A 19,821-nucleotide genomic window follows, 5' to 3' on the forward strand; every position below is an offset into this window, starting at 1 on the left:
CCTAACCGAGATACATACTAAAATTCGACCATAATGTCGTCACGAATTCTGTCAGATTTGTCAAAATCCATGATCCAAAAATCATAAGTCCGACAAATACTGCAATAATTTTAGGAACAAACGTCAGCGTCTGCTCCTGAATAGATGTAACTGTCTGGAAAATACTGACAATCAAACCAACAACCAGTGAAATGATCAACATTGGAGCCGAACAGATTATAATCGTATAAATTGCTTCTTTTGCTACATCAAGTACCTGTCCTTCTGTCATTTTGTTCTCACCTCTTTGCTATCTATATACATTTTAATCTGTATCTATAACAGAATGCACATTCTTCGAACATTCTGTTATCATCAATAAAACGTCTTTACTACGCTTCCTATTACAAGATTCCATCCATCCGCCAGTATAAACAGTAATATTTTAAACGGCAAAGAGATTGTTGTCGGTGGAAGCATCATCATACCCATCGACATAAGCACGGATGCAACTACCATATCAATTACAATAAACGGGATATATATAACAAATCCCATAATAAACGCCTGTCTCAGTTCTCCGATTACAAATGATGGAATCATAATTGTCATCGGAATCGCATCATATGCACTCTGCCCGGATTCCTCATATTCCTTTTCCAGTGCAGCACTGTCAATATCATAACTGTCACCAGCCATATCCACGAAAAGCTTGACATCCTTTCGCTGTACCTGTCCATACATAAACTGGCGAATCGGCACTTCCGCTTCTTTTAATGCCTCTTCTATGGTAATATCTCCATTATCCAGTGGCTGGATTGCATTCTCATTGATCTGCTGAAACGTCGGCCACATGATAAAAAATGTCAAAAACAATGCCAGTCCAATCAAAATCTGGTTTGGCGGTGCCGTCTGTGTTCCAATTGCCGTTCTTAAAAAATGAAGTACAATTACAATTCTGGTATACGATGTAAGCATAATCAAAAGCGATGGTGACACTGCAATAATTGTCAGTAACAATAATGCACGTACTTCTGAAGCAACCCCCGCCTCATCATTATTTATCGAGATGGACAGACCACCTTTGCTGTCTGACTCACTACCTGAACCTGTGCTGGTATTCGCTGCTGTATTATCCAGCGAATCAATGCTGTCCGGATCCATGGAAGCTGCATAAACAGTCGTTCTGTTTTGTGAGGCAAACAACACTGCCACAAACACTGCTATTGCAAATATTAATGACAGTATACAATATGTCTTTTTTAATTTTGTCATAATTCCATCAATCCTGCTTTTTCGGAAAATGATCTTTCAGTCTACTAAATATCTCCTGAAAATTTTCCTGTGAATTTTTCATATCATCCGATGTCTGGACTGATAACTGATCTTCTGTAAGTTCCGCAATTTTTGTTACTTCATCCTTACCCACAGCGATTACAAAATACTGTTCTCCTGCCTTAACAAGCTGTAAAAATTTACCATTTGCAATCCGGATTGTTTCGAGAACCATAAGATTTCCTTTGGACATTTGTATTTTTTGAAAACCACCTACCCACTTTGTCGTGAAGTAGGTAATAATCAAAACAAACACAAATATGATCAGTACTCCAATCAGCTGCATCAGACTTCGAAAAGAAGCGCTTAATAAAATCATACTAACCCACTACTTTTTTTACTGCCTCAAGTACACGCTCAGCCTGGAATGGCTTCACAATAAAATCCTTTGCTCCTGACTGAATTGCTTCAATAACCATAGCCTGCTGTCCCATTGCAGAACACATGATAACATTTGCATTTGCATCAATCTCTTTGATCTTCTTTAATGCCTGGATACCATCCATATCCGGCATAGTAATATCCATTAATACCAGATCCGGTTTTGCTTCAGGATATTTCTCCACTGCAATAGCACCATTTTCAGCCTCCGCTGCAATCTCATAACCATTCTTTGTAAGAATGTCCTTAATCATCATTCTCATAAATGCAGCATCATCACAAATCATAACCTTAGCCATAATTTTCTCTCCTATCTTTAACTCTTCTTTTTTGTTTTTTATTTTATAATTTCAGTAATTCGTATACCATAGCTTTCTTCTATTACTACTACCTCGCCTTTGGCTACGAATTTACCATTTACCAGAACATCAATCGGTTCTCCGGCAATCCTGTTTAATTCTATAATGGTTCCCGGTGTAAAATCAAGTATTTCTTTAATTGATTTGGAAGTTCTTCCAAGTTCTACCGTAACTTCAAGTGGTACATCCATAATCAAATCAATATTTTCCGGTTGAAAATTCCCCGGTACTGCTCCAGTAAATGCCTGGAATTGTGCCGGCTGTACATTTACCTGCTGTTGTCCATACATCTGCGACATCTCCTGACCCATCATTGATTGTCCCATCATCGGCTGACCCATCATTGGCTGCCCCATCATCGGCTGTCCCATCATTGGCTGCTGTGCTGCCATCTGAGGTTGTGGCTGCGGTGCAGGTGTCGGCTGAGCTGCCGGTGTACTCTGGGTGTTCTCTTTTTCACTCATTCCTGCAGTGGAATTACTGTCTTCTTCCATATTGCTTGTTACATTTGCACACATTTCTTTTGCAAAAGAAACAGGATATAACTGCATGATCTCACTATCAACAAGATCACCAATCTCTAACCGGAATGAAATTTTTACAAATTCACCTGCAAGGAACTCATCAATCTGACTCTCATCAATTGTCTGTTGCAAATCTATCAGATCTGCACTTGGCGGGCTGATATCAATTACCTTGTCCAGCATGGAAGACAATGATGTTGCTGCCGAGCCCATCATCTGGTTCATTGCCTCGCTGATTGCACTCAGGTGAAGTTCTCCAAGTTCTCCATCCGTATTTGTTCCATCACCGCCCATCATCAGGTCCGTGATAACTTTTACATCATGTTCCTTTAACACAAGGATATTGCTTCCATCTAATCCCACGGTATACGCAATTCGTATAAATACACATGGCTTTTCATATGCGTCACATATATCACTCCAGTTTGCAAACGCAACCACTGGGGTGGAAATCTCAACCTTACGGTTTACCAGTGAAAACAGTGTAGTTGCCGCTGTTCCCATACTGATATTCGAGATCTCACCGATCGCATCTTTTTCCTGTTCTGTCAATGTATTTTCCGGATTTTCATCTGTACCTGAAGGATTGTTCAGTAAAGCATTGATTTCTTCCTGTGACATCGTTCCATCCATCTTACTGCTCCTCCCTAATCACTGATGTAATTCTTACTGCATAGTCATCACCGGTTTCTCCCGGCAGAGCAGTAAATTTTTTTATACTTCCAACAAAGACACTCAGTTCCTGATCAACCTTCGTATCCAGCCGGATAATATCTCCTACCTGCAGTCCCAAAAAATCATTTACTGAAATGGAACTGTTACCAAGTACAGCTTTGATCGGCATTGGTGCTTTTGAAATAAGTGCCTCGATCGTTTCTGTATACTGTTGTTCATCTTTTTCCTGCAGACTCGAATACCAGTATTTGGTATTCAGTTTGTCCATAATACTCTCTAAAGTCAGATATGGAAGGCATACATTCAGTAATCCCTCCACATCGCCAATCTTAACATTGAGCGTTACCAGAGCTATCATCTCCGTCGGCGATATAATCTGTGCGAACTGCGAATTCGTCTCAATACGCTCTAACCGGGGTTCTAACTCACATACATTCTCCCACGGCTCCACTAAAAGATCTACTGCCACATTAAATATCCGCTCAATGATCAGCAATTCTATCTCCGAGAAATCCCTCGGTTTATCCAGAGGCACTCCCTTTCCACCTAACATTCTGTCTACTACAACATATCCAAGATTTTGTGCCATCTCAATGACAATGCTTCCATTCAATGGAGATGCATTTACAATTCCAAGTAATACAGGATTCGATAACGCATTTGAAAATTCTGAATATGTAACTGCTTCTGAGTTCATCACCTCAACCTGAACATTTTTCCGTAAATAAACAGGAAGATTGGTTGACAAGAGTCTTCCGTAATGTTCAAAGATAATCTCCAGCGTTCGCAGATGTTCCTTTGAAAACTTTGCAGGACGGGCAAAATCATAATTTTTGACCTGTTTTTTATCTTCATCTTTCATTTCATCTACATCAAGTTCACCACTGCTTAACGCTTTGAGCAAACTATCTATCTCATTTTGAGATAAGACTTCACCCATTCTTTCTCACCACCTAACACAATATTTGGGTCTATTCCGTCTGAACGCTTGAGAAGTTTACACCAACGATGAAGTCTGAACCTCCAAACATATCCTGTAATGTTTTCAATATATCATCTTTTACATTCTGATAGCCATTTGCATTAAACTCATCCAATGTATATCCATTTACAATGGTATTAATCTCGCTCTGAATGATCGTCACTTTTGCAGCAAGTCCTTCGGATCCACCATAGGTTTTGTATCCGTCACTCTTTGTATTCAAAGATAAACTGACTGAAAATACAGCATAGTGCTGTTTGCCATCTTCGCCCTGTTTTAAGTTCACGGTAAATCCATCGGTGATCGCATAAGTCTCAACATCTTCGATCGGCACCTCCGGTGTAGCCGGCGTATTTTCTCCACTCTGAAGTTCCAGATTAATAGCAGAGCATACCTGATCGATCAGCTGATTCGATTTTTTTGTCTGCGGAATAATCGTGAACACAAGAATTGCAGTTAAAATAAGATTTGCTAAAACCAGTGCCAGAATAATTACGGTTATCAAATTCTTTTTCATAATGCTACCTTCCTGTTCAATTAAAATCTGAACTATAAGAATTATATATTTTTATAATAACGCGGCGGTTTCTTGATCTTCCCTCCTGCGTTGTATTATCTGCAACAGGTACATACTCACCTCTTCCAGATGCCTTCAAATGTGCGGGCTCCACTGTTGTAATATCTCTCAGATAATCTGTAACCGCCCGTGCCCTGTAAAATGAAAGCACATCATTATCTTCATATTTTGCAGAATGAATCGGCACGTTATCCGTGTGTCCCTCTACTTCTATGATATTATCCTGATAAGGTTCGATCAGCTTACCCAGCTTATCAATCAGCGGATACGCCTCTGATCGGATTTCAGCATGCCCGGAGTCAAACAAAAGAGCTCCATTCATATTGAGCATGACATACTGTGCATTGAAATCAACTTCCACCTGATCCTGGATTCCATATCTTGCAATGGCATCCTCCAGCTGTTCAGACATTTTTTCTGATTCTTCCAGTGCCTGTTCTTTATATTCTTCCACTACATCATTCTCTTCGTCTGTTTCCTGATCCGTTTCAGAGTTCGCTTTGTCTTTATAATAAGAATCTAACATTTCAAGCTGGCTCACACCGGATGATATCAGAGTTCCATCTCCAATAGAAGATCCTCCATTGGGAAGAATACTAAATGTATTCTGAAAGGAAGCCACCATTTTTTCAAACTTTTCTGCATCTACCGTTGACATAGAGAATAACAATACAAAGAAACATAACAGTAGGTTCATCAGATCTGCAAATGTATTCATCCATGCCGGTGATCCTTTTGGTTCATCAGGCTTTCTTTTCACTATTCTTCACCTCCAGCCTCGCTTTCCTGCGCTGTATTACGCGCCGAAGGTGCAAGGAATGATTTCAGTTTTTCTTCTATAACACGTGGATTTTCTCCTGCCTGGATCGACAGAATACCTTCCACGGAAATTTCCTTCATCATCATTTCATTATCATTATTCAGTTTTAACTTACCTGCAATCGGGTTACATAACCAGTTTGCAAGTAATGAACCATACAATGTTGTAACAAGCGCCGTTGCCATCGCCGGTCCGATTGTTGATGCATCTTCCATGTTCTTCAACATGAGGATCAATCCAATCAGTGTACCGATCATACCCCAGGCAGGACCTAATTCAGCCCATTTCTCCCAGACAGCAATTTTAGCTTTATGTCTGCTCTCAACGCAGGCTAAGTCAGTCTCCATGATTCCTCTTACCAGTTCCGGATCTGTACCATCTACAACAAGCATAATTCCTTTTTTCAGAAAATCATCTTCAATCCCGTTTGCTGCTTCTTCCAATGCCAGAAGTCCTTCTTTTCTCGCAGTATTCGACAGTGAGATAATCTGGTTGATGACAACTGCCGGATCCTGAACCTCATCCTTAAAAATCAGCTTTATTGACTTTACACCATTGATAAAATCTGCCAATTTAAAAGATGCGAGCGTACCTGCAATGGAACCTCCTATTGTAATAATGAATGATGCCGTATCCCACATGGAGTGTAAACTTGCAACACCTCCGTTGGAAAGTACACCAAACACAAACATTACAACGCCTAATAACATACCTACTATTGATGCTATATCCACTTTTTCCACCTACCATCCTTGATTTTTCAGATTATAAAATCCCATCCGTGGGACTTATTCTTCTCTTAAAAGGCCATTTGTAAAAATATCCCTTTTGTATGATTTTACTAAATTTTTGACCTCTTGTCTACTTTCTTTTACAATAAACTTTTTACCTGTTGTAAGAGAAATAACTGTATCCGGGGTCTCCTCCACCGTTTCAATCAGATCCGAATTGATTAATACTGTTGTTCCATTCAATCGTGTCACTTCGATCATAAAGTAATCATTCCTCCATTATTAATCAACAGTTTTTATTGTGACCGATTTTTTCAAAAACCGGTCACAATGTTCAGTATAACATATGTAACTGATTGTGTAAAACCTGTTTCAACATTTTAAGACAGGTTTTACGCAAATATTATCTTTTTCTTACTTTACATTAACGTTTCAGATTAACCAGTTCCTCTAAGAGGGTATCTGATGTTGTGATGATACGGGAGTTTGCCTGGAAACCACGCTGTGTGATGATCATCTGTGTGAACTCCGTGGACAAGTCTACGTTAGACATTTCAAGTTCTCCGGATGTCATGGAACTTCCGTCCGCAGAAATCTCATCACCAATTCCATCAAATTCACCTGAGTTTAAGGTTGTACGGTAACAGTTCTCTCCAACCTTTTCAAGACCGGATGCATTTGCAAACTGTGCAACAGCGATCTGTCCAAGTGTCTCTTTATTACCATTATCATAGATACCTGTGATAAGACCATTGTTATCGATGGAAATACCGATCATGGCACCTAATTTCTTTCCTTTTCCTGTCACACCATCATCTATAGATCCTGTAGACATAACCGCTGTGGATTTACCACCGTTGTTTGCATCTTTCAGTCCCGAAAAATCAATGGTAATATCATCAAACTGGGTCGGATTATTTCCCAGCTTACTCATATTAAGTGTAACAGAATTTGTCTTATTGTTGGATGTTCTTGCTCCAACACCTGTAAACGTACCATCTTTTGTGCTGAAGTCGATCGCGTAATCAGTTACATCTCCGGAAATCGTCAGAGTTCCATTTGCGATTGCAGCTGTTGCCTGCTTGTTTGCAATCTTGGAAACCATTGCATCTGGGATTCCATATACCTGTTTCAGGCTGTATGTAGTTGCTGGATTTTTTCCATCCGTAAAAGAATTTGTTGCCTGATTCCAAGAGATTTCTGTACCATTTGCATCACTTCCTACATAGAATTTATTGCTAGCAGAATCATAGTAATAACCACTCTGAACCTGGCTGTATGTTCCAAGTGTAGCATTCGTTGTTTTTGCTCCAAATATATCACTCAGATCAACTTTGCTGGTTTCCGGATCATAGAATGTTGTTCCATCACTATTTAAAATCTTTTCCAGTTCCACCGTATATTTTCCATCTGTTCCGGTAGATTTCATTGCAAAACGCGCTGTATAGGAATAACCGAGATTATCAAAAAAAGTCAGTGTTTTGACAAGTCCGTTGTCTGACAATACATCCTTATCATTTTTATCAATAATACCGGAAACATTTGCCTGTGTGGTTGCCTCCGGAGCAGATGTCAGGTTGGATGTCTGCATGACACGAAGTGCAGATACGGTATCCTTCTTGATATTTCCTGTTGTCGGATCTACCTGCCATCCCATAACTGTATAACCGGTGGATGTCATACATAAGTTACCGGCACCATCTACATAGAAAGAACCGGCTCTGGTAAACAGGTTCTCAGAACCGTTGTTAACTACAAAAAAGTTTGTCGTAGACTGGTCTGATAAACGGATATCGAATGCACGTCCGGTTGTTTCAGCCGCACCGGAAGTTGTGATGCTTAAGTTTGTTGCACCGGTCGTAACACCAAGACCGATCTGTTTTGCATTCACACCACCGGTACCTGTTGCTGCGTTCGCACCGGATGCATTACTTGTCATCTGATATAAAACATCCTGAAATACAACTGAGGATGATTTAAAAGCTACTGTGTTTACGTTGGCGATATTGTTACCAATAACGTCCATTTTTGTCTGATGTGTCTTAAGACCTGACACAGCAGAGTACATTGATCTCATCATAGTTGAAATTGACCTCCTAAGTTCTTTTGTGCTGCCTTCCCTTCTGTCATTCCGGGAATCTAGCCTCCATTTCGGTCCGGCTACGTGATCACAGCACCATCAATATTGGTATAAATATTATCATCGGACTCTGTCCGGTCCATTGCTGTAACGACTGTCCTGTTCGGAACATTTACGATAAAAGCGAGTGAATCAACAATTACTAACGATTCTCTGATTCCCTTTTCACCAGCCTTAAAAACGCCTGTCTCAAGTCGTTCATTCTGTTCCTCTGACAGATTGATATTACGATCCATCAGGCGCATCGTGGCATGCTTGGAAAATTTGAGTGTCCCACCTGCTTTTGCATCCTGCTTCTGCTTTAAAATATCTTCAAAGGAGACACCGCTCGAAGTTACCGCATCCGTGCTTTTCCGAGTCAGATACTGGTCAGTTACCTGCTCAATGGAAACAAACTGGTTACTGATCTTATTCATAATCGCATTTCCCTTCTGTCAGATATCAGGTTTTATCTGTATCTGTCTTTGTGTCTGTTGTTGTATCTGTTCCTGTTGTCGTATCTGTTTTTGTATCTGTATCTGTTTTTGTATCTGTTGTTGTACCTGTCGATGATGAAGTACTTTTATACCAGTCTTTTCCTGCAAGTTTTTCCATCTGTGCAAGCAGTTCCTGATATTTTTTCAAAGTATCTGTATCGATCTTTGACTGCTGATAAGAATTCAGATTATCGTAATATGTCTTTAAATTCTTGACATCATCTTTGTCACTTAATGTAAGCTGTGCTGCATTCGGCAATTTAGCAACCGCTGCTGCAAACGTCTTAGCAAGTGTCTCTGCCTCCATGTATTCGGTATCTGCAACCTGATATACATCAGAAAGTGAATATAACACCCCATTTACACAGATCTTCTGCTCACCGTTTTCTTTCTGTACATAATCAACAAATCCCTCTGTTGCTGTTGTTTCTCCAGTCGAAGATGTTGTCTTGATAATAACATATTTTCCAACAAGTGCATTTGCATTGCTGCTCTCGATTGTACTCTGCATACCAAGTGTTGCTTCCATCTGTGAAAATGTAGCAAGCTGTGCAACATACTCCGTATTGCTGGTAGGCTCTAACGGATCCTGATACTGCATCTCTGCACATAACAGCTGTAAGAACTGGTCATAGCCAAGGTCATTGCTGGTATCCGATTTGCTTGTAGTACTGGTATCCTTTGGTATTTTTCCGTCTTCAACGGGCTGAATTAATGCCATTTTTTTCTCCTTTCTTTTGTTTTAAGCAGTATAATCTACGGAATTACCGTGATCTGCCATAATCTGCGCCACAAGGGCTTCTTCCTCACTCATGACTCCGGAGAGTTCATCTAACTCATCTAAGTTGATTCTTCTAGTCTTTGGCGAAGCTTTTTCCTGCTCCTCTGCCTGTCTCTCTTCCTGTTTTGCATTCTGCTCTAAGTTTTTTTCAAACTCATGGCTTCCAACCGTAACTTCTACGGCATCCACCTTCACACCTGCCTGGTTCATACTCTGTTTGAGTTCTGCCATCTGCGCTTCTAACGCTTCTTTTACCAGTTCGTTCTGTGTCATAATATGAGCAGATACATTTCCTTCCTTGGTCGTTACTTCGATATAAATCTTGCCAAGGTGTTCCGGGTTCAACTGCATCTCCATCGTCGTCTGTGCTTCACGGACAGTGATTTTTGTAAATTCTGTTACCTGACGGATCAGATCTAAAGTGTCAAGCTGTCTTGAAAATTCCGGCACATTTTCCGGTGTTTTTACTGCTGCCGGATCTGCCACATGTTCCTGATTCACAAATGCTGTCTGACCCGATGCATTCCCAGATTCATTTTTACTGCCTGTCTGCTGTCCCTTATCTGACTCTGTCTTTACATCCGGTTCTTCTGTTTTCTCCGGCATCAGACCATCATTCACGTCATCGGTATCCTTCACATTATCTGCGACTTCTTTCTGCAGAACAATGTTGTCCTCCGGCTTCTGTGTTTCCACTTCATCTGCATTTAAAACTGTCTGTACTGTTTTATCATCTTTTGCATCTGAAATCATCTGCTCCGGCACAGCATCTGCTGCCGTCTGTACTGCGTTGTCATTTTCCGGCACCTGAATATCCGCCGGTAACTGCTCTGCATTCACATTTGTGTCTGTTGCAGCAGCCATCTCAGTAAACATCTGCGGTGTCATTCCAAGTTCATCTAACAGGTTCTGTGACAACTCTCCAATTTCATTTACAATTTCCATAAATGAACTGTTGCACAGCAGTTCTCCAACATTTTCACATCCTGTGAGTTCAGCTGTAAGCTGCGCAAGCTGATTCGGCTGTATCAGATCTGCAACAGTAAGTCCTAACTTCTGCATGGCATCTGCGATTTCTTCATCTGTCACACCAAGTTTATCTTTCAAAACCTGTCTCACATCCTCATCAAATGCAGCTAACTTTTCATCCGCATTTTCTGATTGAATGTCCGTTTTGCCTGCTGAATTATCTTTTATACTGCCCGCAGCATTCTGATAACGTTCATAATCATCTGCCACACTACTGTTTCCGGTTACAGCTGCCACATCCTGTCTGCTGTTCTGTCCACCATAATTGTAACCGCCTCCAACCTGGGTTGTCATCTGGCTCATCACTTCTGCAAACTGAACTTTCAGATCGCCTTCTTTTGTTCCGGTCAGTGTCTGGCCGCCCTGTCCTATGGACATAATTCCAGCCACTTCTGAAACGCGCGTGCTTCCCATGTTTCTTCCTCCTTTCCCTTTCGCTGCATGTACTGCCGCTTAATGATCTATTCTGAAGGTTTCATGATCTCTGTTACCTTTGCAGCGGTATCAGAAGTCATTTTACCAAGAATAGCAGCTCTTGAATCTGCATCCATACCATCTAAAATCTGTGCAACCAGTTTCAGGTTGTCTGTCATGGTATCAAAAATTGCTGCTGCCTCTTTTGGCTTCATGGATGAATATGTTTTGATGTAATCATCAAGCTGCTCATCCTCTGCCGTCTGTGCCACTACCTGCTTATACAGTACTTCTGCATTTGCAGGATCGATGCTTTCGTAATATTTCTTATATTCCTCAATATCCGGGGCTACATCAGAAAAGACAACATCCTCATAGAAGCTCTGCTTTTCCTTTTCAAATTCTGCCTCGTTTTCCTTATATTGCTGTAATTCCTGTGATTGAGCTTCTAACTGGCTGATATAATCCGCATTTGCAGACGATGCATTCTGTGCATCTGCCAGTTCTTTTTCAAGTTCTTTAATGCGCTCAACCGCATCTGCCATCGTATCATACGCATAAGCACTGTCCTCTGTTGAAACCTGTTCCACCGCATCATCCGGTAAAATCTTATTTACATAAGGGACATCTTTCAGGATCGGTGCAAGCACGCCTGATCCAAATCCTCCAACATCCCATTTAATCAGAAGGGCAATAATTGCAAACCATACAACTATGATCAGAAGGGAAACAAAAAATACCGCAACTTTGCTGCCGCCGCTTTCTTCTTCAAGTTCATCGCTCTCTGCTGCATGCTGTGCTTTCTTCTGCTTTGCCTCTTCTTTTTTTCTTTGTTTTTCTTCAGCTTTTTTATCTACAACTTCTTCTTTTTCTTCTGCCATATTTTCCTCCTGTCCGCTCAAACTGCCTAACTACGCTGTCCATTATCGTGATAGGTATAACTGACAAGCTCATCTATTTCTTTTGACTCTTCATGTAAAAGTTCCTGTTTAAACTCCTCAAAAGCTTTTTCTTTCAGTTTTTCATGTGTCTTGCGTTCAACCATTGCTTCATTCAACTGTTTTCTCGCCAATTCAACATCACGTTCTGCAGCATGTACATTCATCATCTGGCTGCGCTGTTTGCTTTTTAAGACGTCAATCGCCTTCCTGCATTCACGAATTTCCAAAACATTAATACTGCCACTCACCAATTCCCTTGCTTTTGATTCATAACCGGCTCTCCGGATCAGGATATCCTGAAGTTTCTGCTGTTCTGCCGCAAGTTTTGCATTCGCCATACCATAGGCTGTCTTTGCCTGATTTTCCATTTTTTCTTTGATATCAAGAATGTTCTGCATTCTGTATCTGAACTTTGCCATACCAGAAACCTTTCTTAGTTTTCAAACAGTTTTCGCAGCAGGTCAATCTCTTCGTTGAATTCAAATTTTTCATCGGTCTTTTGCATCAGGAACTCATTTACCGCTTGATTTTTTTGAATTGCATAATCAATTTCACGATTGGTTCCATTTTTATATGCCCCGATATTAATCAGGTCTTCTGCCTCATTATAAGTAGCCATAACATTTCTTAATTTTCCGGCAAGCTCTTTATGCTCACTTGTAGCAATCGAACTCATAACACGGGAAATACTCTGTAATACATCAATTGCAGGATAATGATTCTTTTGTCCTAATTTTCTGGATAACATAATATGTCCATCCAGAATACTTCTCGCCGTATCTGTGATTGGTTCATTCATATCATCACCATCTACAAGCACGGTGTAAAGTCCGGTAATAGATCCCTTATCCGAAGTTCCTGCACGTTCCAGAAGTTTAGGCATTTCTGAATACACACTTGGTGGATATCCTCTTGTTACCGGTGGCTCTCCGGATGCCAACCCAATCTCCCGCTGTGCCATAGAAAATCGTGTCAGTGAATCCATCATCAGCAACACATCTTTCCCCTGATCTCTAAAGTATTCAGCAATAGCTGTTGCTGTTTTTGCAGCTTTATTTCTTATCAATGCAGGTTTATCGGATGTCGCAACAATAACCACGGAGCGTTTCATGCCTTCTTCACCAAGATCGCGTTCCACAAACTCTCTTACTTCTCTTCCACGCTCGCCAATCAATGCAATCACGTTGATATCCGCTTTTGTATTTCTCGCAAACATACCAAGTAATGTACTTTTTCCAACACCGGATCCGGCGAAAATACCGATTCTCTGTCCTTTTCCTACTGTAATCAGACCGTCTACTGCTTTCACACCCAAAGGTAGTACTTCATCAATAATTTTTCTTGCCATCGGATCTGGTGGCAATGCTTCAACCGGATAATCATACGGAAGTAATAATTCTTCCACATCGGTTGGCCGTCCTATTCCATCTAATGTATGACCTAACAGTTCTTCTCCAACTTTCACAGTCAGAGGATGTCCTGTATTTTCTACAATACATCCAACACCAATTCCTTCTACGCTTTCAAACGGCATCAGGAGTAAATGTTTATCACGGAACCCGACCACTTCAGCCATCGTTGAAATATTTTGTTCCCGATCGATAATGATACGGCACAGATCATTCAGTTTTGCATTTGGTCCTACAGATTCAATTGTAAGACCGACAATCTTTGTCACCTTGCCTAAACGGTTAAAATACGTCTTATCGGCAAGCTGAAGATATTTATCAAATGTACCCATTCTGCCGCCTCACCTCTATGAGCATAATGCTTTGATATCCTTCATCAGATTATCAAGCTGTACGTCTACACCACAGTCAAATATTCCTGCGTCAGTCTCTATGGTGCACGCATTTTCATTCAGTGTATAATCAGGAACAATTTCAAGTTCTATGTCATGTCCGACATAATCTAATATTTCATCTTTATGCTTTTCTAAAAATGACACATTGTCTCCTGCAACCTTAATCCGGAAATGCTTTTCATCTTCGATATTTGCGATAGCATTATTGATCAGATGAAGCAGGATCTCTTTCTTATCATCAAACTGGATATGAAAAACCTTATTAAAAACATTTAATATCACATCTACCAGTTCTTTTTCCATGTTTTTTTGTTTTTCCTGATAAGAATTCTGCAACTGTATTTTTTTCTGCTGTTGTTCCTGTTCTAACTGCTGTTTTTTCTGGTTATACTCCTGTTCTAATGTATTCTGTCCTTCCAGATAACCCTGTTTTTTTGCTTCATCACGGATAGCTTCCGCTTCCTGTCTTGCATCATCAATCAGCACATCTGCCTGTGCTCTTGCCTGCGAAAGTATCTGCTCCGCTTTTTCATTCACAGCAGTCATATCCTGTTCCGGTTCTTCTACAGGGATTACATTCTCTGTTTTGTCAGTAATAATCCCCTCCGCAAATCCATCCGGTCCTACAGGCCGGTCTTGTTTTACCATCTGTTGTTTCAGAAACTCCTGTATATGATCATTTGAATCGATCACCCTTGTATTCTGACTCTCTGTATGCACGAACCACGGTTTGTAAAGATTAGACAACGATCTCGTCACCTCCGCCTCTGGAGATTACAATCTCTCCAGAATCCTCTAATTTACGAATGACACTGACAACTTTCTGCTGAGCCTCCTCAACATCTTTCATACGGACAGGTCCCATAAACTCCATATCCTCTTTGATCATTGCAGCCAGTCGTTTTGAAAGATTCTTAAAGATAACGTTCTGTACTTCTTCGTTTGCAGCCTTTAAGGCAACTCCAAGGTCAGCATTATCGACATCACGAAGCACTCTCTGGATTGCACGGTCATCAAGCAGCAAAATATCCTCGAATACAAACATCTTCTTGCGGATCTCGTCTGCCAGTTCCGGTTCTTCGATCTCCAAAGACTCCATAATATGTTTTTCTGTCGTACGGTCTACCGTATTTAAAATGTTTACGATGGCATCCACACCGCCAACAATGGTGTAATCCTGGTTGACAAGGGAAGAAAGTTTCTTTTCCAGCACACGCTCTACCTCTTTGATCACATCCGGAGATGTACGATCCATCATTGCAATACGTTTTGCAACATCTGCCTGTTTTTCCGGCGGAAGTGCTCCAATCACAAGTGCAGCCTGGGCTGATGTCAGATACGACAAAATCATTGCGATTGTCTGTGGATGTTCATCCTGAATAAAGTTCAATAACTGGCTTGGATCTGTTTTTCGAACAAATTCAAATGGACGTACCTGCAGGGACGCTGTAAGTTTTGTGATAACTTCCTTTGCCCTGTCCTCACCAAGAGCCTTATCCAGCAGCTCTTTTGCATATCCAATACCGCCTTCTGCAATATACTGCTGTGCCAAACAGATCTGATAAAATTCATTTAAAACATCTTCCTTAACCTGTGGTGAAACACTTCTGGTGTTCGCGATCTCAAGTGTCAGTTCTTCAATTTCATCTTCTTTTAAATGCTTAAAGATATCTGCAGACCGCTCCGGTCCCAAAGCAATCAAAAGGATTGCTGCCTTTTGTATTCCAGTATAATCTTGTGTGTTCGTTGCCATACCTTATTCCCACTCCTCGTTCAGCCAGTTGCGCAATAATGATGCTGCCGCTTCTGGATTGTCTTCCACAAATTTTTCAATCAGGATACGTGTCTCAGACTTCTCATTATATCCAATATCCTGCATTTCTTCCTGGCTTTCTTTTGTTGACTCAAGCAGGCTTTCAACAGAAAGCTCCGGTTCGATCTCTGCCACTTTCTCTTTTCTGGTACTGCGGAACACCACATAGCCTAAAAGAAGAAGGATCAATACTACAAGTACGATCTGCAAATAATCAGAAGCACTTCTTCCACCGGAAGAATACTGGAAAACCGGTTCTTCCTGTGCAATGATGGTAATCTTGTCTGTTGGGATTCCTGTTGCATTTGAAATCATCGTGATATATTCCTGATCAACCGTAATCGGTGTCGGATCACTGTTTGCTGCAACATACTCATCAAATGTCATGTTATCGAGTGCTCCGGATGCACGCAATGTATCTTCATCGTAAATGCGGTATTTCGTTGCTACCAGAGAAACGGAAGAGTCTGCATAATTAACAGTTCCGCCATTTGATGACTTTTTCGTTACCTTTTCATTGTTCTGGTAGTTTGTGGTTGTATCTGTAACAGTACTGTGTGTGTAATTGTTATCTTCAATCACATAAGACGTATCATCATTCGAATCTGTTCCAGGTGTTGCAGCTGCACCACCTTCTGATTCTGATTCGTATTCACTCTTACTGCCAACCATACCATTCGTCTGTCCGTCCGGTGCATAATATTCATGCGTTGCTTCTTCTGACGTATCGAAATCCATCACAAGTTCCGGTGCCACTTCCACATGGTCAAACAAAGAAGAACCCACCATAACATCTTTCACTTTACTCTTTACCAGGTTTTCTGCTTTTGATTTTACAGAGAGCTGGCTGTTTGCAGTTCCCACATTGGTATCAGAAGAGTCTCCTGAGAATAAGACATTCGAATTAGAATCTAAAATCTGAATATTATCTGTATTTTTATTTCCAAGCTGTGTTGCTATGTATTTTGCAAGACCTGCTGCCTGATCCTCATCCATATCTCCGTTTAAAGTAAGAATCACTGCTGCATAGGAATCCTGATCTTTTGCAAGAATTGTTCCATCATCATTTGGAATATCGAGTGTTACAGAAGCACTTTCAACATTTGACAGGGTTTCCAACTGTTCAGCAAAATATTTCTGCAGATAAACTTTGTATTTCTTTGTCTTGTCTGCCTCTGTCGAACTGAATCCACCATCAAAAACATTATCAATGGATGCGCCCTGGCTCGGTATATCATTTTTTCCGAGCAGAATCGAAGCAGCCGCCTCATCTTTTGCATCTACATAAAAGATCAGTCCATCCTGAGACATCTGATAAGAAATGCTCTCGCCATCCAGAAGATCCTTCACTGTACCTGCCTCTGCTGTTGTCTGACACTCGTGCAGTGTAACCATATTGGGTTTACTGACAACCGCTGCCAGTATTGCCAGCGCAACAATGATCACTGCGACAATGCTGATCAATAACGCTTTCTGCTTTGTATTAAACTTTTTCCACCATTCTGTAATCTTATTTAATATATTTTGCACCTGTTCCGGCATGTTATCTGACTCCATTCATTAAATTTGCATATTCATGATTTCTTTATATGCATCCAGCATTTTATCCCTTACCGCTGTTGTATACTGAAGTGCTGTAAGTGCTTTCTTTGCCGCAATCTGCATATCATGCGGATTATCTGCCTTTCCAAGGGCAAATTCTATCTGGGCCGCTTCTGCATCATTCTGTAAATCGCTCGTTTCTGACAATACATTCATCGCCGAATCAAGCACCGACTGAAAGCTGTCATCCGAAGTATTTACAAGTCTGTTCTGTTCCGCCACCTTTTCAATATAATCTGATGTGATCCCTGTTAATGAAGTAATATCCATTTACCGTCATTCCTTTCCTTACTTACTGATATTCAGTGCAGCCTGCACCATACTTTTCGTCGCGTCAAATGCTGTTGTATTTGCTTCATATGCTCTTGTTGCATCAATCAGGTTTGTCATTTCAGTTACCGTATTCACATTCGGGTATGTAACATATCCATTTTCGTCTGCATCCGGATGAGACGGATCATAAACCATACGCATCTCTGTCTCATCATCCTCTTTTACAGATGTCACCTTCACGCCATTTCCAACCGCTCTCGCTCTTGCAGTCTCATAATACTGTGAAAAAGGTGTTTCTGTCTTTTCTGCAAATGTAACGATCTTTCTCCGATATGGTGTACCGTCTTCCGTCCTCGTTGTATTTATATTTGCAATATTCTGTGCGATCGTGTCCATACGAAAGCGTTCTGCTGTCATTCCACTTGCGCTGATATCAAATGCCTGAAATAATCCCATATACTTTCCATCCTTTGTTCCATTTTCAATCTTTTATCCGTGGCAGTCAAATGTTCGTAAAAGTATGTATTCTATTACTTTAGAACCGTCTGCATTCTCGAAAAATTATTTGTTATCGCCGTTGTCAAAAGCTGATATCTCAGTGATTCAGAAGCCAGCTCCGCATTTTCTGTGTTTTCATCCACATTATTGCGGTCAAGTCGATAAGAATAATTTGCCGCATCTGTATAAGATGTCGTTGTAAGTTTCCCCAGATCCTGATTCAGCTCCCTCACCTTTTTATCAAGGCTGCTGTATTTTGTCTTGCCAAGTGCTTTCTGCAATACGGACTCAAAGTCAACATCCTGTCTCTTGTATCCAGGTGTGTCTATATTTGCAATATTATTGGTTATCACATTCTCACGCATCCAGCTTGCATCAGCCGCTTTATCAAGTATATTTGTATAGTCAAATACATTTGTTGTAAACATACTGTTGCTCCTTTCATGCACTATTTTCTATATTATTCTATTTTATTATAAAATATCTCAAAAAAACACAAGAGTTTTTTATTTTTTTTTCGTAGTTTTTTCCCGTATTTTGTATTATTTTATGATTTGGTGTACTACAATTTGTCCTTATCTTTCATATTTCTCTCTTTTTCGACATTTTCCGCGTTTTTGCGCGCATCTTCTTCAGATGAAACACCAGCGTTTCCGCAAAAACATCCCCGAAAATGAAAATTTTTCAAGAAGATTTTTATCTTATCATTCGATTTTTCAAATTTAGGGATATGAAACAGCAGGTTTCATACAACGAATGGCATTCATCTGTATTCTTTCCACTTTCAGGTGTACGACTCAAAAAGGAATCCGCTATGTTTAACAAATAACATAACAAATTCCTTTTTGTTTTAACTATTCTTATGATTCTCTTTCTTTATTTTGTCCAGTTCATCAAACACAACATCATTTAATACTTTGATGTATGTTCCTTTCATTCCCGAAGATCTTGATTCGATCACACCTGCACTTTCAAATTTCCGTAGTGCATTTACGATTACAGATCTTGTAATCCCAACACGGTCTGCAATCTTGCTCGCAACAAGGATCCCTTCCTTGCCATCCATCTCATCAAAAATATGTGTGATTGCCTCTAATTCTGAAAAAGACAATGTACTGATCGCAGATTTTACAATCTGTACTTTTCTTGTCTCTTCTGCATTTTCTTCATTTACAGAACGCATCATTTCAAGTCCGACCACCGTTGTTCCATATTCACTCAGTATAATGTCATCTATATCATATTGACGGTTCTCGCGATATACAAATAATGTTCCCAGTCGTTCTCCCGCAATATCAATCGGTGTGATGATTGCTGTATATTTTTTTACATCATCCACAAATCCAAGTGTTTCAAGATTCACATTTTCTTTTGTGGACAGGATTCCAAGCAAACGTTCATTTAAAAGCGGGTCGATAAAACCTCCTACCTCGTCCACAATCAATTCATTGATCTCTTCCACACCCTGAAGTACTCCTGTTCCAAGTACTTTTCCTTTTTTACTGATGACCAGGATATTTGATTCCAGTATTTCTTTTAATACATCACATATATCATTAAATACCACTTTGGAAGAATTATTATTGTGAAGCAATTTATTGATTTTTCTTGTTTTATCTAACAACTGAACACTCATAATACGTGCCTCCTGACTACATATATGTCTTTCATGATATCTTATATTTTA

General features: G+C 40.3%; 24 protein-coding genes. All 24 read right to left on the reverse strand.

All coding sequences use genetic code 11. The annotated features are described in order from the left end of the window. Position 1: 1 nt before the first annotated feature. Entirely contained in the window at positions 2 to 271 is a 270-nt protein-coding gene (fliQ, locus tag RIL182_RS11115; protein ID WP_006857480.1) for a flagellar biosynthesis protein FliQ, read from the reverse strand. Positions 272 to 354: 83 nt separating this feature from the next. Continuing rightward, a complete protein-coding gene (gene fliP, locus RIL182_RS11120) occupies positions 355 to 1,254 on the reverse strand; it encodes a flagellar type III secretion system pore protein FliP (protein ID WP_006857481.1) in 900 nt (299 codons plus the stop codon). Positions 1,255 to 1,261: 7 nt separating this feature from the next. Further along, on the reverse strand, positions 1,262 to 1,633 hold the full coding sequence (locus RIL182_RS11125) for a flagellar biosynthetic protein FliO (RefSeq protein ID WP_022112313.1): 372 nt from the start codon (positions 1,631 to 1,633) through the stop codon (positions 1,262 to 1,264). Position 1,634: 1 nt separating this feature from the next. Further along, on the reverse strand, positions 1,635 to 1,994 hold the full coding sequence (locus tag RIL182_RS11130; protein ID WP_006857482.1) for a response regulator: 360 nt from the start codon (positions 1,992 to 1,994) through the stop codon (positions 1,635 to 1,637). A 38-nt stretch (positions 1,995 to 2,032) separates the two neighbouring features. After that, positions 2,033 to 3,211, reverse strand: a complete 1,179-nt coding sequence (gene fliY, locus RIL182_RS11135) for a flagellar motor switch phosphatase FliY (protein WP_006857483.1) — start codon at positions 3,209 to 3,211, stop codon at positions 2,033 to 2,035. 1 nt (position 3,212) lies between these two features. Continuing rightward, positions 3,213 to 4,193: a flagellar motor switch protein FliM gene (fliM, locus tag RIL182_RS11140; RefSeq protein ID WP_006857484.1), complete on the reverse strand. Its 981-nt coding sequence runs from the start codon at positions 4,191 to 4,193 to the stop codon at positions 3,213 to 3,215. 31 nt (positions 4,194 to 4,224) lie between these two features. Next, the gene (locus tag RIL182_RS11145; RefSeq protein WP_006857485.1) at positions 4,225 to 4,752 is read right to left on the reverse strand and encodes a flagellar basal body-associated FliL family protein; all 528 of its coding nucleotides are present in this window, start codon (positions 4,750 to 4,752) and stop codon (positions 4,225 to 4,227) included. Positions 4,753 to 4,768: 16 nt separating this feature from the next. Beyond that, complete coding sequence (locus tag RIL182_RS11150; RefSeq protein ID WP_006857486.1) at positions 4,769 to 5,572, reverse strand: OmpA/MotB family protein; 804 nt, start codon at positions 5,570 to 5,572, stop codon at positions 4,769 to 4,771. Next, positions 5,572 to 6,366: a motility protein A gene (locus RIL182_RS11155; protein WP_044999119.1), complete on the reverse strand. Its 795-nt coding sequence runs from the start codon at positions 6,364 to 6,366 to the stop codon at positions 5,572 to 5,574. The genes RIL182_RS11150 and RIL182_RS11155 overlap by 1 nt, the downstream gene beginning before the upstream one ends. Positions 6,367 to 6,420: 54 nt before the next feature. Further along, complete coding sequence (locus RIL182_RS11160; RefSeq protein WP_006857488.1) at positions 6,421 to 6,624, reverse strand: flagellar FlbD family protein; 204 nt, start codon at positions 6,622 to 6,624, stop codon at positions 6,421 to 6,423. A 163-nt stretch (positions 6,625 to 6,787) separates the two neighbouring features. Further along, positions 6,788 to 8,443, reverse strand: coding sequence for a flagellar hook protein FlgE (locus tag RIL182_RS11165; RefSeq protein WP_006857489.1), 1,656 nt, complete (start codon positions 8,441 to 8,443; stop codon positions 6,788 to 6,790). Positions 8,444 to 8,523: 80 nt separating this feature from the next. Next, a complete protein-coding gene (locus RIL182_RS11170; protein WP_006857490.1) occupies positions 8,524 to 8,919 on the reverse strand; it encodes a TIGR02530 family flagellar biosynthesis protein in 396 nt (131 codons plus the stop codon). Between the two features lie 25 nt (positions 8,920 to 8,944). Next, positions 8,945 to 9,700 (reverse strand): flagellar hook assembly protein FlgD, encoded by a 756-nt coding sequence (locus tag RIL182_RS11175; RefSeq protein ID WP_006857491.1) that lies wholly within the window; start codon positions 9,698 to 9,700, stop codon positions 8,945 to 8,947. A gap of 21 nt (positions 9,701 to 9,721) precedes the next feature. Next, complete coding sequence (locus tag RIL182_RS11180) at positions 9,722 to 11,203, reverse strand: flagellar hook-length control protein FliK (protein WP_006857492.1); 1,482 nt, start codon at positions 11,201 to 11,203, stop codon at positions 9,722 to 9,724. Between the two features lie 47 nt (positions 11,204 to 11,250). Next, a complete protein-coding gene (locus RIL182_RS11185) occupies positions 11,251 to 12,084 on the reverse strand; it encodes a MotE family protein (RefSeq protein WP_006857493.1) in 834 nt (277 codons plus the stop codon). A 26-nt stretch (positions 12,085 to 12,110) separates the two neighbouring features. Beyond that, positions 12,111 to 12,563 (reverse strand): flagellar export protein FliJ, encoded by a 453-nt coding sequence (gene fliJ / locus RIL182_RS11190; protein WP_006857494.1) that lies wholly within the window; start codon positions 12,561 to 12,563, stop codon positions 12,111 to 12,113. A 14-nt stretch (positions 12,564 to 12,577) separates the two neighbouring features. Next, positions 12,578 to 13,885, reverse strand: coding sequence for a flagellar protein export ATPase FliI (fliI, locus tag RIL182_RS11195; RefSeq protein WP_006857495.1), 1,308 nt, complete (start codon positions 13,883 to 13,885; stop codon positions 12,578 to 12,580). Between the two features lie 15 nt (positions 13,886 to 13,900). Further along, positions 13,901 to 14,596 (reverse strand): FliH/SctL family protein, encoded by a 696-nt coding sequence (locus tag RIL182_RS11200; RefSeq protein ID WP_243128679.1) that lies wholly within the window; start codon positions 14,594 to 14,596, stop codon positions 13,901 to 13,903. Positions 14,597 to 14,687: 91 nt separating this feature from the next. Then, positions 14,688 to 15,701, reverse strand: coding sequence for a flagellar motor switch protein FliG (fliG, locus tag RIL182_RS11205; RefSeq protein WP_006857498.1), 1,014 nt, complete (start codon positions 15,699 to 15,701; stop codon positions 14,688 to 14,690). Positions 15,702 to 15,704: 3 nt separating this feature from the next. Next, complete coding sequence (gene fliF / locus RIL182_RS11210; protein ID WP_006857589.1) at positions 15,705 to 17,318, reverse strand: flagellar basal-body MS-ring/collar protein FliF; 1,614 nt, start codon at positions 17,316 to 17,318, stop codon at positions 15,705 to 15,707. Between the two features lie 3 nt (positions 17,319 to 17,321). After that, positions 17,322 to 17,633: a flagellar hook-basal body complex protein FliE gene (fliE, locus tag RIL182_RS11215; RefSeq protein WP_006857499.1), complete on the reverse strand. Its 312-nt coding sequence runs from the start codon at positions 17,631 to 17,633 to the stop codon at positions 17,322 to 17,324. 18 nt (positions 17,634 to 17,651) lie between these two features. Next, the gene (gene flgC, locus RIL182_RS11220; RefSeq protein WP_006857500.1) at positions 17,652 to 18,092 is read right to left on the reverse strand and encodes a flagellar basal body rod protein FlgC; all 441 of its coding nucleotides are present in this window, start codon (positions 18,090 to 18,092) and stop codon (positions 17,652 to 17,654) included. A 74-nt stretch (positions 18,093 to 18,166) separates the two neighbouring features. Next, on the reverse strand, positions 18,167 to 18,562 hold the full coding sequence (gene flgB / locus RIL182_RS11225) for a flagellar basal body rod protein FlgB (RefSeq protein WP_006857501.1): 396 nt from the start codon (positions 18,560 to 18,562) through the stop codon (positions 18,167 to 18,169). A gap of 422 nt (positions 18,563 to 18,984) precedes the next feature. After that, a complete protein-coding gene (gene codY, locus RIL182_RS11230; RefSeq protein WP_006857503.1) occupies positions 18,985 to 19,770 on the reverse strand; it encodes a GTP-sensing pleiotropic transcriptional regulator CodY in 786 nt (261 codons plus the stop codon). Between the last annotated feature and the right edge of the window lie 51 nt (positions 19,771 to 19,821).

The organism is Roseburia intestinalis L1-82, from assembly GCF_900537995.1.
Classification (GTDB): domain Bacteria; phylum Bacillota; class Clostridia; order Lachnospirales; family Lachnospiraceae; genus Roseburia; species Roseburia intestinalis.